General features: G+C 64.7%; 15 protein-coding genes. 10 read left to right on the top strand and 5 right to left on the bottom strand.

Translation table 11 applies throughout. The features are described 5' to 3' along the window. Positions 1-48 precede the first annotated feature (48 nt). The 8 genes from DIE08_RS00325 to DIE08_RS00290 all read left to right on the top strand — a co-directional run bounded on the left by DIE08_RS00325 (position 49) and on the right by DIE08_RS00290 (position 10265). Positions 49-807: a CDP-alcohol phosphatidyltransferase family protein gene (locus DIE08_RS00325; protein WP_124900604.1), complete on the top strand. Its 759-nt coding sequence runs from the start codon at positions 49-51 to the stop codon at positions 805-807. After that, positions 804-1613 carry a 2OG-Fe(II) oxygenase gene (locus DIE08_RS00320; protein ID WP_124900602.1) on the top strand — a complete coding sequence of 270 codons (810 nt, stop codon included), beginning with the start codon at positions 804-806 and terminating at the stop codon, positions 1611-1613. Before DIE08_RS00325 ends, DIE08_RS00320 begins: the two co-directional genes overlap by 4 nt. Beyond that, positions 1610-2611 (top strand): HpnL family protein, encoded by a 1002-nt coding sequence (locus DIE08_RS00315; RefSeq protein WP_124900600.1) that lies wholly within the window; start codon positions 1610-1612, stop codon positions 2609-2611. The genes DIE08_RS00320 and DIE08_RS00315 overlap by 4 nt, the downstream gene beginning before the upstream one ends. Positions 2612-2647: 36 nt before the next feature. Then, entirely contained in the window at positions 2648-3415 is a 768-nt protein-coding gene (locus DIE08_RS00310) for an NTP transferase domain-containing protein (RefSeq protein WP_124900598.1), read from the top strand. Beyond that, a complete protein-coding gene (aepX, locus tag DIE08_RS00305; RefSeq protein ID WP_124628752.1) occupies positions 3412-5097 on the top strand; it encodes a phosphoenolpyruvate mutase in 1686 nt (561 codons plus the stop codon). Before DIE08_RS00310 ends, aepX begins: the two co-directional genes overlap by 4 nt. Next, the gene (gene aepY, locus DIE08_RS00300) at positions 5094-6275 is read left to right on the top strand and encodes a phosphonopyruvate decarboxylase (RefSeq protein WP_124628754.1); all 1182 of its coding nucleotides are present in this window, start codon (positions 5094-5096) and stop codon (positions 6273-6275) included. Before aepX ends, aepY begins: the two co-directional genes overlap by 4 nt. Then, on the top strand, positions 6275-7339 hold the full coding sequence (locus tag DIE08_RS00295) for a 2-aminoethylphosphonate aminotransferase (RefSeq protein WP_124900596.1): 1065 nt from the start codon (positions 6275-6277) through the stop codon (positions 7337-7339). Before aepY ends, DIE08_RS00295 begins: the two co-directional genes overlap by 1 nt. A gap of 412 nt (positions 7340-7751) precedes the next feature. After that, a complete protein-coding gene (locus tag DIE08_RS00290) occupies positions 7752-10265 on the top strand; it encodes an EAL domain-containing protein (RefSeq protein ID WP_124900594.1) in 2514 nt (837 codons plus the stop codon). A gap of 39 nt (positions 10266-10304) precedes the next feature. Here the strand turns inward: DIE08_RS00290 and DIE08_RS00285 are convergent, their stop codons facing one another. The 3 genes from DIE08_RS00285 to DIE08_RS00275 form a co-directional block, all read right to left on the bottom strand. Next, positions 10305-10688, bottom strand: coding sequence for a hypothetical protein (locus DIE08_RS00285; protein WP_059607817.1), 384 nt, complete (start codon positions 10686-10688; stop codon positions 10305-10307). A 1084-nt stretch (positions 10689-11772) separates the two neighbouring features. Further along, a complete protein-coding gene (locus DIE08_RS00280; protein ID WP_124900592.1) occupies positions 11773-12453 on the bottom strand; it encodes a hypothetical protein in 681 nt (226 codons plus the stop codon). Between the two features lie 351 nt (positions 12454-12804). Then, positions 12805-13443: a hypothetical protein gene (locus DIE08_RS00275; protein ID WP_124900590.1), complete on the bottom strand. Its 639-nt coding sequence runs from the start codon at positions 13441-13443 to the stop codon at positions 12805-12807. A 117-nt stretch (positions 13444-13560) separates the two neighbouring features. On the opposite strand from DIE08_RS00275, the gene DIE08_RS00270 reads away from it, so the two are divergent. Further along, entirely contained in the window at positions 13561-14376 is an 816-nt protein-coding gene (locus tag DIE08_RS00270; RefSeq protein ID WP_124900588.1) for a multidrug ABC transporter ATPase, read from the top strand. Between the two features lie 28 nt (positions 14377-14404). Here DIE08_RS00270 and DIE08_RS00265 read toward each other — a convergent pair whose 3' ends face one another. Next, entirely contained in the window at positions 14405-15556 is a 1152-nt protein-coding gene (locus DIE08_RS00265; protein ID WP_124900586.1) for an acyltransferase, read from the bottom strand. Positions 15557-15910: 354 nt separating this feature from the next. On the opposite strand from DIE08_RS00265, the gene pip reads away from it, so the two are divergent. Then, on the top strand, positions 15911-16843 hold the full coding sequence (gene pip / locus DIE08_RS00260; RefSeq protein WP_124900584.1) for a prolyl aminopeptidase: 933 nt from the start codon (positions 15911-15913) through the stop codon (positions 16841-16843). Between the two features lie 59 nt (positions 16844-16902). Here pip and DIE08_RS00255 read toward each other — a convergent pair whose 3' ends face one another. Further along, a complete protein-coding gene (locus DIE08_RS00255) occupies positions 16903-17175 on the bottom strand; it encodes a hypothetical protein (RefSeq protein WP_059607812.1) in 273 nt (90 codons plus the stop codon). Between the last annotated feature and the right edge of the window lie 29 nt (positions 17176-17204).

Here is a 17204-nt window from a genome sequence, read left to right as displayed (position 1 = left end):
TTGGTCGAATAAAAAGCAACAAATTACAATTCCGTATATATTTCGCCGATGGACCAAAGAAAAACCTCTACACGTTCCGAACCGCCCCTGCCGCGCACCTGGGATGCACGGCTCGCGCGCGCGCTCGTCCGGCCGCTGATCGACACGCCCGTTACCCCGAATCACCTCACCACCCTTCGTCTGCTGATCGGCCTCGCCGGTGCCTGGTGCCTTGCGCACGGCGGCTTCGGCTGGAGCAACGCGGGCGCATTCCTGATCGTGCTGTCGAACTTCGTCGACCACACCGACGGCGAACTCGCGCGCATCAGCGGCAAGTCCAGCAAGATCGGTCACTTTTACGACCTCGCGGCCGACGCGCTCGTGACGGTCGCGCTGTTCGTCAGCATGGGCGTCGGCATCGTCGCCCAGGGCGGCCAGATGGCCGCGTCGCCGGTACTGCTCGGCGCGCTGGCCGGCGCAGCCGTCGCGCTGATCTTCTTCCTGCGCATGCGGATCGAATCGATCGCCGGCAAGGCCGGCACCAAGCAGGCGTTCGCCGGCGGCTTCGAGACGGAAGACGTGCTCTACCTGCTGCCGATCGTGACGCTCGTCGACGGCGTCCAGCCGTTCCTGCTTGCGGCATCGATCGGCGCCCCGCTGTTCGCCGCGTGGGTCGTGATCGACTGGTGGCGCATCGTTCGGCGCGGCAACCTTCCGCACGAAAACACCGAGCAGCCCCAGGTTTTCGTGTCCCGCTCGGGGGGCCTGGCGCGCAGCGACAGGTCCGGGGGCGCTCAAAGTTCAACTGAAATCCAGGCTTCCAAATGACTCCTAGCACGCGCGACGACTCCGTGCTGAGCCCGGCACGCCCCGCGCCTGCGCGCGCGGCAGCGGCCGATCCCGATCGCACCGTGGCCGACTGCGTCGGCCGTCTCGACCTCGCGCGCCTGCGCGGCGACTACACGCGCCAGGGGTCGTTCCTGTATCTCGACGCATTCCTCGCGGCCGACGCGCACGCGAAGCTCGCGGCGGCCGCCCGCGCGATGCAGGCGGGCCTGAACCGCAATTACCTGCCCGGCCACAAGCAGGGCGGCAGCGTGAGCCGGCACACGATCGACGAACAGGCGCCGTACATCGCCGAGCTGTACCGGTCGAAGGCGCTGATCGGCTTCCTCGAGAAGATCACCGGCGACAAGCTGATGCTGTCGCCGGACGACGATCCGCACGCGTACGCGCTGTACTACTACACGAAGCCGGGCGACCACATCGGCTGGCACTACGACACGTCGTACTACGACGGCCGCCGCTACACGCTGCTGATCGGCGTGATCGACGAATCGTCGTGCCGGCTCGACTACGAGCTGCATACGCGCAATCCGGACGTGCCCGACGAGCCGGGCTCCGTGCAGATCGCCGACGGCGGCATCGTGCTGTTCGACGGCGACAAGCTGCGCCATCGCGTCACGCCGCTCGGCCAGAACGAGACGCGCGTGTCGCTCACCTTCGAATACGTGACCAACCCCGGCATGCGGCCGTGGAAGCGCTTCATCTCGAACATGAAGGACGCGATCGCGTATTTCGGTTTCCGCCAGGTGTTCAAGCAGCTGGCCACGCGACGGTCGACCGGGTCATGACACGCGCCGGCCTGATCCTGCTGTCCCTCGGAACGGCACTGTTCGTCGCCCTGCTCGCGTGGCAGGGCGTCGGCGCCGTCGCGTCGACGTTTCTCGCGGCCGGCTGGGGCCTCGCGCTCGTCGCGGCGTTCCACGTCGTACCGCTCGTGATCGACGCGCTGGCGATCTCGGTGATGTTCCGCCACGGCCAGCCGGGCGCCGAGCTTGGCAACGCGCTGCGCGCGCGCTGGGTCGGCGAATCGGTGAACAGCCTGCTGCCCGCCGGGCAGATCGGCGGCCCGGTGCTGATGGTGCGCCACCTCGCGCAGCGCGGCACGCGGATGGCCGATGCAGCCGCCGCGGTCACCGTCAGCACGACGATGCAGGCGCTCGCGCAGATGGCGTTCGCGCTGATCGGCATCGCCACGTTCAGCCTGTATGCGACGCACGAGTCCGTCGCCCACCTGCGCACGCCGGCGCTGATCGCCACCGGCGTGCTCGGCGCCCTCGCCGTCGCGTTCTACGTGGCGCAGCGGCGCGGGCTGTTCGGCCGCGGGCTGCGTCTCGCGTCGAAGCTGCTCGGCCCGCGCGACTGGTCGTCGCTCGCAACCCGCGCGGACGCGATCGACGACGCCGTCGGCGCGCTGTACCGCGATCGTGCGAAGGTTGCGAAGACCTTCGCACTGAGCCTCGTCGGCTGGATCGTCGGCACGGCGGAAGTGTGGCTCGCGCTGCACTTCCTCGGGCACCCGGTGAGCTGGCTCGACGCGCTGCTGCTCGAAAGCGTCGGCCAGGCGATTCGCGGTGCGGCATTCGCGATCCCGGGCTCGCTCGGCGCACAGGAAGGCGGTTACCTGCTGCTCGCCCCGCTGGTCGGCCTGCCGCCCGACGCGGCGCTCGCGCTGTCGCTCGCGAAGCGCGCGCGCGAACTCGCGCTCGGCCTGCCCGGCCTGCTCTATCTGCATTTCAGTGAAAGAAACTGGCAGCGGCGCCGCGCGCCGCAGCCCATCGCCGACTGATCGTTCAGATCCGTCGGCTTTTTGGTTGGAGAACCCATGCGAGCCATCATTCTTGCGGCAGGCCTAGGCTTGCGCCTGCAACAACCGCCCGAGGCGCAATTCCCGAAGTGCCTGCTGCGCTTCGACGACGTGTCGCTGCTCGAGCGCCATCTGCGCGTGCTCGACGCCGCCGGCGTCGATGAAATCGTGCTCGGGCTCGGCTTCCAGTCCGGGAAGGTCGAACAGGAACTCAAGCGCCTCGGCCGCAGCGCCGAGATCGTGCTGAACGAGCGCTACGACCTCGGCAGCGTGCTGACCGTGCACACCGTCGCCGATGCGATGACGCGCGGCGGCGACGTGCTGCTGATGGATGCCGACGTACTGTACGACGAGAACATCCTCCACGCGCTGGTAGCCGATCCGGACAAGTCGGTGGACCGCCTGCTGATCGATCGCGATTTCGAGGCCGGCGACGAGCCCGTCAAGCTGTGCCTGAAGAACGGCGTGCCGGTCGAGCTGCGCAAGCAGCTCGCGGTCGACCTCGAGTACGACACGATCGGCGAGTCGGTCGGCTTCTTCCGCTTCACCGAAGGCACCGCGCGCCGCCTCGCGACGATCGTCGCGGGCTACGTCGACAGCGGCCGCGCGAACATGCCGCACGAGGAAGCCGTGCGTGACCTGCTGCTCGAAGGCGGTCATTCGTTCGACGTCGCCGACGTCACGGGCTCGCCGTGGATCGAGATCGACTTCCCGAACGACGTCGCACGCGCCACACAAGAAATTCTCCCCCTGATTCAACGCACGACCGCAGGAGCCGCACGATGAACGCACGCGAACCCAACTTCTCCGAATCGCGCAGCGCACGCCTGCGCCGCATGCTCGTCAGCAGCGACCTCGAATTCCTGATGGAAGCGCACAACGGCCTGTCGGCACGGATCGTCCGCGAAGCCGGCTTCAAGGGGATCTGGGCATCGGGCCTCGCGATCTCCGCGCAGTTCGGCGTGCGCGACAACAACGAAGCGAGCTGGACGCAGGTCGTCGACGTGCTCGAGTTCATGGCCGACGCGAGCGACCTGCCGATCCTGCTCGACGGCGACACCGGCTACGGCAACTTCAACAACGTGCGCCGCCTCGTGAAGAAGCTGGAGCAGCGCGGCATCGCCGGGGTGTGCATCGAGGACAAGCAGTTCCCGAAGACGAACAGCTTCATCGACGGCGAGCGCCAGCCGCTCGCGGAGATCGACGAGTTCTGCGGCAAGATCAAGGCCGGCAAGGATTCGCAGAGCGATCCCGACTTCTCGATCGTCGCGCGCGTCGAGGCGCTGATCGCGGGCTGGGGGATGGACGAGGCGCTGCGCCGCGCAAACGCGTATGCGGAAGCCGGTGCCGACGCGATCCTGATCCACAGCAAGCTGTCGCGCCCGGACGAGATCCTGCAGTTCGCGCGCGAATGGAGCGGCAAGGCGCCGCTCGTGATCGTGCCGACCAAGTACTACAGCACGCCGACCGACGTGTTCCGCCAGGCCGGTATCAGCACCGTGATCTGGGCGAACCACCTGATCCGTGCGTCGGCATCGGCGATGCAGTCCGTCGCACGCGAAATCCACGAAAACCAGACGCTGATCAACGTCGAGGACCGCGTCGCGTCGGTCAACGAAATCTTCCGCCTGCAGGACGCCGACGAATACTCGGCAGCCGAGCGCATCTACCTGTCGTCGTCGTCGCGCGCGTCGAACGCGGCGATCGTGCTCGCCGCGAGCCGCGGCAAGGGCCTCGAAGCCGTGACCGAGGACAAGCCCAAGGTCATGCTGCCGGTCGCCGGCAAGCCGCTCTTGCGCTGGCTCGTCGACGGTTTCAAGAAGCACGGCGTGAACGACATCACCGTGGTCGGCGGCTATCGCGCCGACGCGATCGACACGTCGGGCATCAAGCTCGTCGTCAATGAACGCCATGCGCAGACGGGCGAACTCGCGTCGCTCGCATGCGCGGCCGAACGCCTGACGGGCGACACCGTGATCTCGTACGGCGACCTGCTGTTCCGCAGCTACATCCTGCGCGACCTGGCGGAGAGCGAGGCCGAGTTCAGCGTCGTCGTCGATTCGTCGCTCACGGAGACCAACCAGAGCGTGCGCGACTTCGCGCTCTGCTCGGCGGCAGACGATCGCGGCCTGTTCGGCCAGAAGACGTATCTGCAACGTGTATCGAGCGACGTCGCCGCAGGCACGCCGCACGGCCGCTGGATCGGCCTCTTGAACGTGCGCGGCGCAGGCGTCGATCGCCTGAAGGCGATGCTCGCCACGCTGCAGGCGCGCCCGGATTTCGACACGCTCGACATCCCGTCCCTGCTCAACGAACTGATCGCCGCCGGCGAGAAGATCGAGGTGCAGTACGTGCACGGCCACTGGCGCGGCGTCAACGACCTCGAAGACTTCCGCCGCGCGGGCGACTTCGCGCACGGCCAGACGCCGCTGTCGGAGCCGGGTGCCGGCAACGGGGGCGCGCAATGATCGAAGCGGCCCAGTTCGTCGAGGCCGCACGCGAACGCGGCTTCGACTGGTACGCGGGCGTGCCCTGCTCGTACCTGACGCCGTTCATCAATTACGTGCTGCAGGACCCGACGCTGAATTACGTGTCGGCCGCGAACGAAGGCGATGCGGTCGCGCTGATCGCGGGCGCGACGCTCGGCGGCAAGCGCGGCATTGCGATGATGCAGAACTCGGGGCTCGGCAACGCGGTGAGCCCGCTGACGTCGCTGACCTGGACGTTCCGCCTGCCGCAACTGCTGATCGTCACGTGGCGCGGCCAGCCGGGCGTGGCCGACGAGCCGCAGCACGCGCTGATGGGGCCGATCACGCCGGCGATGCTCGACACGATGGAGATCCCGTGGGAGACGTTCCCGACCGACCCCGAACAGGTCGGCCCGGCACTCGACCGCGCGATCGCGCACATGGACGCAACGGGCCGCCCGTACGCGCTCGTGATGCAGAAAGGCAGCGTCGCGCCGTATGAGCTGAAGGCGAACCCGGCCGCGCAGCCGCGTGCGCATGTCGCCGCGCAATCGTCATCGCGCGCCGAAGCGCCCGCCGCGTGGCCGACCCGCCACGACGCGCTGCAGCGCGTGATCGCGCACACGCCGGTCGATTCGACCGTCGTGCTCGCATCGACCGGCTTCTGCGGCCGCGAACTCTATGCGATCGACGATCGCCCGAACCAGTTGTACATGGTCGGCTCGATGGGTTGCGTGACGCCGCTCGCGCTCGGCCTCGCGCTCGCGCGCCCCGACCTGCGTGTCGTTGCGGTCGACGGCGACGGCGCCGCGCTGATGCGCATGGGCGTGTTCGCGACGCTCGGCACCTACGGTCCGTCCAACCTCACGCACGTGCTGCTCGACAACGGCGCGCACGAATCGACCGGCGGCCAGGCAACCGTGTCGCGGCATGTGTCGTTCGCGGGCGTCGCGGCCGCGTGTGGCTACGCGTCGGCCGTCGAAGGCGACACGCTCGACGTTCTCGATGCGACGCTCGCGACGCAAGCCGACGGCGTGCAGTTCGTGCGCGTGGCGATCCGCACGGGCGTGCCCGACGGCCTGCCCCGCCCGACCGTCACGCCGGTCGAGGTCAAGACCCGTCTGATGCGGCACATCGGCGCCGCGCAGACCGAAGCCCACGTTGAAGGAGCCCATTGATGCTGCTGCTGAACCCTGGCCCCGTCACGCTCACCGAACGCGTGCGCCGCAGCCTGCTGCAACCCGACCTGTGCCATCGCGAAAGCGAATTCTTCGATCTGCAGGATGAAGCGCGTGCGCGCCTCGTCGCCGCCTACGCGCTCGATCCGGCCGAATGGGCCGCCGTGCTGATGACGGGCTCGGGCACCGCCGCCGTCGAAAGCATGATCGCCGCGCTCGTGCCGCAGGACGGCAAGCTTCTCGTGATCGAGAACGGCGTGTACGGCGAGCGCATCACGCAGATCGCGACGCAGTACGGAATCGCGCACGACGTGCTGAAGCACGAATGGATGCAGGCACCCGATCTCGCGCAGATCGCCGCGCGCCTCGACGCGGGCGGTTATTCGCACGTCGCGGTGATTCATCACGAAACGACGACCGGCCGGCTGAACGACCTCGGCGCGATCGCCGACGTGTGCCGCGCGCGCGGCGTGAAAATGCTCGTCGACGGCGTCAGCAGCTTCGGCGCCGAAGCGATCGATTTTGCCGGCGGCGTGATCGACGCGGTCGCCGCGACCGCGAACAAGTGCCTGCACGGCGTGCCGGGTGCCGCGTTCGTGATCGTGCGCCGCAGCGCGCTCGCGAAGGCCGCGGGCCGGACCTACTACCTCGACCTCGGCCGTCTGGCGAAGCTGCAGGATCAGCGCAACACGCCGTTCACGCCGTCCGTGCACGCGTATTACGCGCTCGTCGAGGCGCTGCGCGAATTCGACGAAGCCGGCGGCTGGCGTGCGCGCCATGCGCACTACAAGGCGCTCGCCGACCAGGCGCAGGCCGGGCTCGCGGCGCGCGGAATGCCGCTCGTGCTGCCCGAAGGCGCATCGTCGGTCGTGCTGCGCGCATATCGGCTGCCGCAGGGCGTCACGTACGAGACGCTGCACGACGGCCTGAAGGCGCGCGGCTTCGTCATTTATGCGGGGCAAGGCGGGCTGTCGAAAGAACTGTTCCGGATTTCGACGATGGGCGCGATTGGCGCGGCCGATGTCGAGCGGTTGCTGGAAGGGTTTACAGCGTTGACGCAATAAGCGTTGCTCCTTCGTCCATCAGAGGCCCGCAAGGGCCTTTTTTGTTGTTCTAGAAGTAGCGGGAGTATCGACCGGCCCCCCTGCCCGCAGCCATTCGACGCGCCGCCACGCCGCACGGATGTCGTGACGGCACTCAACTCTTGTCCGAACCTGTCGTTAACGCAGGGTGGCTGCCCTTGGGAGGGCGACGCTTCCGCGTCTGGATGCACTGGGCGTGCGATCGCCGAATGTGGTGCCGACGGTCACGGCACCGCGCTCGCCGCCTCGAACGACGGGGCAATACCCCGCTTGCGAGTTCGATGAGTACGCAACCATTCGAGCGAGCGATATCGGATCTTGCCTGCCGCCGCAGACGAGCCCGCAGTTTGCCGGATCGCAATGCGCAGGCAAGGTTTTTCGTGTTGGTTAGAGAATGTATCCGAACAGTTACGATGTCCCGATTGCGCGCCTGGTCGCGCGTCAGATTCTGTCTTGCGCACCTGACACGCCGGTGCGAGAGGTCGCACGACGCATGTTCGCCGAGCACTGCAGCTCGATCGTCGTGATGCAGGACGACCAGGTCGTCGGGATCTGGACCGAGCACGATGCCCTGTCGGCCGGCGACGATCCGCGCGGACTCGATCGGCCGGTCAGCGAGGTGATGAGCCATCCGGTGCTGACGCTCGAGGCCAGTACGCCGCTGGGTGAAGCTGCGATGAAGTTCACGCAGTCGGGCGTGCGGCACTTCGTGGTGGTCCGGGATGGCGCCGCGATCGGTGTGCTGACGCAGACCGACGTCGTCGTGAACCAGGGGCCGGAATTCTTCCTCCACCTGAAGCCGATCGAATCGATCTCCGTCCATCCGCCCGTCGTCGTGCCCGAGCATGCCGCGCTGCATGCAGTCATCGCGCAGATGCGGACGCAACAGCTCGATGCGATCCTCGTCGTCTACGACGACGGCGAGCGCGGCATCCTGACCGAACGGGACGTCGTCCGGCTCCTGGCGAACGGCGGGGCCCAAGGCGCGGTCGGGGCCTTCGCCAGCAGGCCGCTGCAGATGCTGTCCGCCCGGCAGAGTCTGTATGCCGCGCAGCGCTTCATGACCGAGCACAACATGCGGCACGTCGGCATCCAGGACGAGGATGGCAAGCTCACCGGGCTGCTCTGTTTCGCGGACGTGCTGAAGAGCATCGAGCACGAATACGCGAACGAGCTGCGCAGCGCCTTGCGCGAGCGCGACGAAGCGCTGGGTCTCGCCCGCTTCAACCTGCGCATGGCGGATCGGGTGTTCGAATCGGCGCTCGAAGGCATCATGGTGACCGACCGGCATGCGAAGATCGAGCGCGTCAACCGGGCCTTCACGCGCCTGACCGGGTACACCGAGGACGAAGTGATCGGGCGCAACCCGGGCCTGCTGAGTTCAGGGCGCCAGACGCCCGAATTCTACAAGCAGCTGTGGCATTCGCTGACCACCGACGGCCACTGGCAAGGCGAAATCTGGAATCGCCGCAAGACCGGCGAGCTGTTTCTCGAATACCTGACGATCACCAGCATTCGCGACAACGCAGGCGAGATATCCCACTACGCGGCAATCTTTTCCGACATCACGCAGCGGCGCCAGGCGGAGGAACGGCTGGGCTATCTCGCCACCCACGACGTGCTCACCAATCTCGCGAACCGGGCGCTGTTCGAGGAGCGGCTCGCGCACGCGATCGTCCAGGCGAAGCGACTCGGTCGCAAGGTCGCGGTGATGTACCTCGATCTCGACCGCTTCAAGCTGGTCAACGATACGCTTGGCCACAACGCCGGCGATGAGGTGTTGAAGATCGTTGCGGGACGCATCGTCGCGGAAGTACTCGCGAACGACACTGTGGCACGCATGGGCGGCGACGAATTCGCGCTCGTGCTCGAGGAGTTCGACGACGTCCGCGACGTCGGGCGCATTGCGCGCAGGCTGCTGGACGAAGTGGCGCGGCCCATCGATATCGGCGGTCGCGAGGTCTTCGTCACACCGAGCATCGGCATCAGCATTTATCCGGACGACGGGATCGAGGCGGAGCACTTGATCCTGCTCGCGGACCAGGCGATGTACGGCGCGAAGAGTCGCGGCAGGAACGTGTTCCAGTTCTTCGAGAGCAAGATGACGTCGTCGGCGATCGAGCAGCTGGATATGCTCGGCGAGTTGCACCGCGCGCTCGAGCAGAATGAATTCCGCCTGTTCTACCAGCCGCAATTCGATCTGGCCAGCGGCCGGATCGTCGGCGTGGAGGCGTTGCTGCGCTGGTTGCATCCACGCAGGGGGCTGGTACCGCCGGGCGAGTTCATCGGGCTCGCGGAGCGGTCCGCGCTGATCGTCCCGATCGGCCGGTGGGTGCTCCATGAAGCCTGCCGCCAGGCGTGCCGCTGGCTCGACGAGGGCTTCGAGTTCGGACGTGTGGCGGTGAACGTGTCGGCACGGCAATGCCTTACCGACCATTTCCTCAGCGACCTGACGACCATCCTCAGCGAAACCACGTTGCCGACCGAGTGCCTACAGCTCGAGCTGCTCGAAAGCATGGCGATGAACACCCGCGAGGAAATCGGCATCCTGCTGCGCGAACTGGCGATCCGGGGAATCAGCCTGGCGATCGACGATTTCGGGACGGGATATTCGTCGCTGGTGTACCTGAAGGATCTGCCCGTCGATACGCTGAAGATCGATCAGTCGTTCCTCAGGGACTGCGGTTCGGGCAGCACGGACGACGCGATCGTGCGCGCGATCGTTGCGATGGGCCGCGCGCTGGGGCTCGACGTCGTGATGGAAGGCGTAGAGACGGAAAAACAACTGGCCTTCCTGAAGGAGATCGGTTGCCATCAGGGGCAGGGTTTCCTGTTCGCGCGGCCACAGCCCGCCGACCAGTTCGTCGGGATCTTGTCGCATCACAGCGCGAAATTGCTGGTGGAGTGAGCCTTCCCGGCAGCGGGCACATACGACTGCAAGCAGCGCTCAGAGATCTCCACGCACTTCACCGGTTCCGAGCGCGCTCCGCTGCCGGTTGACTTCCGCCCAAAGCTCATCGCTGTCGTCATCGCGCAGCAGGACCATGTTGTCCAGCTGATCGTCGGTCACGCCGAAGTATTCCAGGATTTCCCGGCGAACCGCGTCGATGAACTGCGCGTATTCCGGGGTTGCCTGGGCCTGCGCGTGCAGGGCGTCGTATTCTGCATCGTCCGCGCCGCCGCCGTGCTCGTCGATATAGCGCGAGATCCACTGGTCTCGTTCGCGGTCGTAATCGGCTTCGGCGCGCATCGCTTGCACAGCCGTGTGGAAATCCAATTGGGCAAACGCGGCGATCGCCGCCGTTGTCGCCTCGTCGAATGTAGTCGTCATTCCATCTCTCGTGTCAGTCATGGCACATCATCGCACGGGCCGCATCCGGGCAGGTGCCTCGAATCCGGACCGCGCAAGACGCCGCGGTCGGGGGGCACGCGTTCCAGTGCGCCACTCGTCGTGGCCGCCCGAGAGACAGGACACGCATTTTGCTGCACCGGAGGTACAGCGAGGAATACAACTGGGTGCGGCACATCGCAGAACAAGTTTCGAGCGTATCGCCGCAAGCGTCACTCCGGCGTTTAGGCACCAATGCGGGCGCCGGTCGTGCATGGGTCGTAGTGGCCGAAACGGGCGCTGTCGGATACCTCCCCGATGGACCGTTACCGGCTCAGAACGACCCGAACCGGTCGTTGACCGTTCTCCGGAACGGTCTTTAAAGCCGCGATGACAATGGTAAGAAGTCCACGAACCTTCAGGTCCTGCGCCTTGTCTGGCGCTGTCGAATTAAAAATACGATGAGAACCAAGATCGGTCCGATGCAGGGTTCCCAGATCATGGCACGGCTCTGACTGCGAGTTATGTAAATGATTTTTCCGTGGTTGTTGTAAGGAACAATATTTCCCGTAGTCGTATTTGGCATCGTCGGGGAGGCTAGGATTTCCCCCCAATCATGAATACCCCAACCCAGACACACCGCGAAATACAGCACCCACCAGTATTTCAGAAACGGTCTCCCCGCGCTTAACATTGCCAATCTCCATTTAGTCTTGGTATCGACGGTAGCCTCGCAACGATACTGCGAACAAACGACGAGCGCCGCCAATTGTCAGCGAACTACGGGCGGACGTCGACTGACCGTTCCTGACCGAACGCGGCCGGCCGCCGCCCTGCAACGCGCGACCGACTCAAATCGACCCGAAGCGGACGGTGGATTTTCTCGAAAGCGGACATCGAGAACAATATTCCAATTTCAAAGTCATACACCTCGGGCGACATCCCATGTGGCTTCTCAGCGCATGCAGCGACACTTACCTGACGCGATCACGACGCTACGCTGGCGAATTACCACCCACATCTTCAGGCGACTGCACTGGCGCCTGCACTCTTGCCTCACTCCGGATGATTTTACGGCACATCAACATCAATAGCGATAGCCACGTGTCCTTACGCCGTCGTATTCTTCCTTCATCTTATCTTCCACATCTCGCAACTCGAGTAACTTGAGAATTTTTTTTGTTTTTAAGCCCCTTATTAATTCAATTCTAAATGCCAAAATGAATAGTAGTGCGCTGGCGAAAACGGTGATCATCAGCCCAAATCGGATCGCCGGAACGAAACTTTCAAATGAGTCAAATGCAAAATAAAATATTATCATCTCGGCAGAGCACAGCACTGACGTTACCGCCAGAAACGCGTAAATCATTTGCCTGTTGAATGTCTTTTTTAATATCTCCGGAAGACCGGGCATAAATACAATAATTCGCCTTGCGGGATTACTAGCCGCCACCAATTCGCCTGCTCCATTGAAAACCACCCTAACATTATCCCCGTCATCAAAAGGAATAGACTCAAACCATCCTTTCAACGATCTTCCACCCACCTCCACCTCAATCCAATAACCTTCAGGAAGCTTTGGTCGCACTCTGTCCGGATCATTCGCTAACGCACTATTTAATGCCATCGCGTCATCTCCGATCGCCGCAAGCATTAAAGGCGCGATTTCATTTGCCTTACCCTCAAATTCACTAAACTTTGATTGGTGATATTCTCCACGTATCACGCGCAAATTTGATATCACCCCACTAAGCGAATGCAAGCCCATTATTTCTCCGAGATGATGGCTATGACTGAACCGACCGTTGAGGCAACTTATCCTGCACGATGCAGGTATATAGATCAAGAGGATGTCGCATGCAAGGCATGGGCGGATATCTTCTCTGAAATGTTCGACGTTGCGATCTGCAGTTCGACTTTCGGAGGTTTCTCAAGAGACGTACAGGACCCTGGGATTTCGCGTCGAATGACCGTAAGTGGCCGGAAAGCGCCCGACAGCGGAGCGCCGTGGGTGCGGCCCCTCATGCAAACAACGTAAACGACCCGTTGCAGCTCGAGCAGTCGGGGTCGTAAGGATGAGAATTTCCGTGAGCCGGTTGCAATTTACTGCCATCGCCTGTCACAGGGTATCTTGCTGACTTGCGTCCGCTCTCGCTTTGGCCGCGCGAATGTATGCGTCTGTCTGCCACTCCTCGTAGCCAAGAAGAAATCCCTCCATACGTTCAAGTGATTCGTTCCAGCCGGTCACCTGCCCTGTATCCCAAAGCAGGATATAGGCATCAATCCGCCACGCTTCATCTGGCCGCGCATACAGAACGTACCTTGTACGGTAGCCTCTCCGAATTCTTGTGTTGACATACTCTCTCTTTACAAATCGTCCAGCCACCACATAGAGGTCGTATAGTTGCTCTGGAATCACACTGTCGTCTGCCAACAATGGATATTCTTCTGAGAAGGCAGCAAAGGGTTTCGCACCGCCAAGCATCAGCGCAAGTTCCCGACCTGTGTGAATCTGGTAAGGTAGGTCGTCGAGCCAATGACGGGCTCTGAGAATTGCTGGGACCGATTCCCCGACCGATAGACCGAAATGCGTCGAGAATCTAGCCGTATCATGCGGGTCCAGCTCATACTGGACACTTGCATCAAAGTCATCGTCTTCCAGCAAAGAAGAAATGACGGACGAATCCGGCACTTCGACTGGAAAGCTTTTCGCGCAACACGCCGTCTTCACATCGATGGTTTCGAGAATGAATTTCATGACCATATCGAAGTCCCGAAATCTGGTACCGAAGATTGTCGCCAATCTAAGCACCGACGTCCAACGTCCGCTTCTGGCCGTTCAGCGACATCCACCGCCCAAAAGACCATCCCCCACATGCCCCCGAGAATCCTCCATTTCGCCCCGCTTCTGGCACTCGCCGCCTCCCCCCTGGTTCAGGCTGCCGGCGATCAGCCGTGCGACGCCGCCGCCGTCACGGCCGTCGCCCGCTGGGCCGGAATCGCGGACGCCACGCGTGGCGCGGACCAGCTCGTTATCGCTTCGGCATGCAAGGTCATGCCGAACGCGCCGCAGACGACGATCGCGGCCATCGCGTTCGATTCGCTGCCGAAGAGCAAGAACCCAGACGACAGCAGTAAGCTGCAGGTCGTCGCGCTCGTCGAGGGCGGCAAGGTCGTCGCGGCCGAGCAATCGATCGTCGAGGAAGATGCCGCCACGGAAGTCGGCCCGAACAGCTATCGCATCGATACTGCGCCCTACCGCCTGTCGCGCGACGTGCGTGCATTCGGCATCGTCTTCACGAGCAGCGCACGCGGGCCGAGCTGCCCCGATGCGAACGCAAGCGAAGAGCTGACGCTGTGGGTTCGCGAAGGCAATCGCATCCGCCCGGTATTCGGCACCAACCTGTACGGCTGGGTCAGCGTCGAGGGCGACGCGTGCGGCGCCGGCGCGGGCGACGCTCGCAGCGAAGACGCGAAGATGACAATCGCCGTCGAGCGAGCGTCGAGCCACGGCTTCGCCGACCTGTCGATCGCCGCACACGTCACAGAGACGAAGCGCGCAGACGGCAACTACTCGGATACGGGCAAGCGAAGCGCACGCACGATCGTCAGATACGACGGCAAGTCGTACGGGATCGACATGTTCCGGACCTTCTGGTATTCACCCGAGGCGCTGAAGCGTTTCAAGTGACGCGGCACGCGGTGCACGCCACGCCCGCCTACTCCGCCACCTTCGGCCCGATCGCATCGGTCTGCACCGGCATCCGCAGTGCATCGTCGCGCATGCGTCGCGTCTCGCGCGCGGTGTAGCGATCCTTCAGCCGAAGGAACGGTTTCTCGACGAGGAAATAGCTCGCCGTCGCGGCCAGCAGCGCCCACACGATCCCGAGCGGGAAGGCGTGCGGAACGGCCAGATCCGGATTCGCGAACGGCTGCTGCCACAGATACAGGCTGAACGAGATCGTCCCGACGAACACGACCGGCGCGGCGCGCAGCCACCGCGCGCACCAGAACTCGCTGCGGAAATTCAGCACGACGATCACGATCGCGATCAGCGCGGCCTCGAGCGTCACGCCGTAGGTCGCATTCCAGAAGCCACCGAGCCGATGCTCTGCAACTGGCATCCCGAACAGCACGATGAAGACGAGCGCCGTCACGATGCGCGTCTCGCCGCGCCACGAGCGGATCCATGCTTCGATCCGTTCGCGGTTGAGCGCCGCGTAGCAGCCGATCAGGATCGGATCGACGCCCGTATGCAGCATCATTCCGAGCTGGCCGCGCAGCGCCGGCGCGACGAAATACGTGAGCGCGCGCACCAGCGGCACGGCCAGGATCAGCGCGGCCAGCCAGCGGGTGCCGCGACAGCGGGTGCCGTACACGAACAGCAGCGGCCAGAACCAGTAGAACTGCTCCTCGAGCGCGAGCGACCAGAAATGGCCGAGATACCACGCGCCGGCCGGATGCAGCGCGTTGTCGCCGGTCAGCCCGAACCACGCCGAGTAGTTCCACAGATGCAGCGCCGCATACAGCCACTGATGGCGATCGACGTCGAGCCAGCCGGCGATGGCGAGCACGCCGACGGTCGCGAGATACACGTAGCAGGCCGGCCAGATCCGCAACGCGCGGCGCACGTAGAACGACGTCAGTGCGATCCCGCCGGTGCGCGCGAATTCCGCGCGCAGCACGCTGGTGATCAGGAAGCCGCTGAGGACGAAGAAGATCAGCACGCCGAGCCGGCCGTCGGCGATCAGCCGCAGCGGCGCGAACCAGCCCGTATAGCCGCCCGGCAGCACGTGCTCTGCATGGCCGACGACGACCATCGTGACCGCGACGGCGCGCAACCCGGTCAGCTGCTTGACGCGATGGTTCATCGGCTCGTTTCCCGTTGGCACGGTGGAGGAACGGTATGAAGGCCGGCGCCCGCGACCGGCTCGCCGATATGTCGCCGGGATTTTGTCTGAAAAATATCGGAACGAAATTGCTTCAAAAAATTTCGGTGCGCCTGTCGGCCGAAATACCGCGCCGCACGCCCGATGCCGGCCGGCGCACGGCGGCCGGAATGAATGGGCATAATGACAAGCCTTGTCCGGCGGCGGCCGGTCCGATGCCGACACAACGAATCTTGCGGCGCCGCAATATCCGCGATACCGGCGCTGCGGGATTCCGATCGCACACCGGCCCGTGCCTCGTCCGCCCTCCTGCCGACCCTTACCCGGAGCCTGCCTGTGTACCCACCGATCGAACCCTACGCCCACGGCCACCTCGATACCGGCGACGGCCACCGCATCTACTGGGAGCGCTGCGGCAACCCGTCCGGCAAGCCCGCCGTGTTCCTCCACGGCGGCCCGGGCGCAGGCTGCAGCCCCGACCATCGCCGCCTGTTCGATCCCGAGCGCTACGACATTCTGCTGTTCGACCAGCGCGGCTGCGGGCGTTCGACGCCGCATGCCAGCCTCGAGAGCAACACGACGTGGCATCTGGTGGCCGACATCGAGCGCCTGCGCGAGATGGTGGGCGCGGAACAATGGCTCGTGTTCGGCGGCTCGTGGGGCAGCGCGCTCGCCCTCGCCTACGCGGAAACGCACCCGCAGCGCGTGAGCGCGCTCGTCGTGCGCGGCATCTTCACGATGCGCCGCGCGGAGTTGCTGTGGTACTACCAGGAAGGTGCGTCGTGGCTGTTCCCGGATCTGTGGGAGGACTTCCTCGCGCCAATTCCGGAAGCCGAGCGCGGCGACCTGATGGCCGCGTACCATCGCCGGCTGACGGGCGACGACGAAGCCGCGAAGCTCGAAGCCGCGCGCGCATGGAGCATCTGGGAGGGCCGCACGATCACGCTGCTGCCCGATCCGGCGCTGGCCGCGCACTTCGCGGACGGCCACTACGCGCTCGCGTTCGCGCGAATCGAAAACCACTACTTCGTGAACCGCGGTTTCGTCGAAGAAGGCCAGCTGCTGCGCGACGCGCATCGCCTCGCCGGCATTCCGGGCGTGATCGTGCAAGGCCGCTACGACATCGCGACGCCCGCACGCACCGCGTGGGACCTCGCGAAGGCATGGCCCGACGCGACGTTCGAGATCGTGCCGGACGCCGGGCATGCGTACAACGAACCGGGGATCCTGAAGGCACTGCTCGCCGCGACGGACCGGTTCGCCGCGTAAGCTGCCACGCCCAAGCGGCGCGTTGCAGCCGGCAACACCGGCCTGCACGCGCCGCCCGCTCAAAGCGCGGCTTCGACGATCGTCCGGCCGCTGATCGCGCGCTCGACGAGCTGTTCGTCGCCAACCTTGCGGATCGCATCGTCGAGCAATCCTTCCGGCTGCTCGGTCGCCACCTTCAGCAGGCCCGACAGGCCGCGCGCGTCGAGCACCACGAGCGTCTCCATCGAATCCGCGCGGCTCACCAGCACGCGACGGAATGCGGGGCCCGCGCCGAAGCTCGCGCAGAGCGCGATCGTCTCGTTGCCGAGCGTGTAGTCGAAGTTCTTGATCATGTCTGCCGCCGTTGCAAGGGAATGGCCAC

It is taken from the genome of Burkholderia sp. Bp9004 (assembly GCF_003858025.1).
GTDB lineage: Bacteria > Pseudomonadota > Gammaproteobacteria > Burkholderiales > Burkholderiaceae > Burkholderia > Burkholderia diffusa.
The sequence above is the reverse complement of the archived record's forward strand: the minus strand, read 5'-3'. Positions and strand labels throughout refer to the sequence as shown.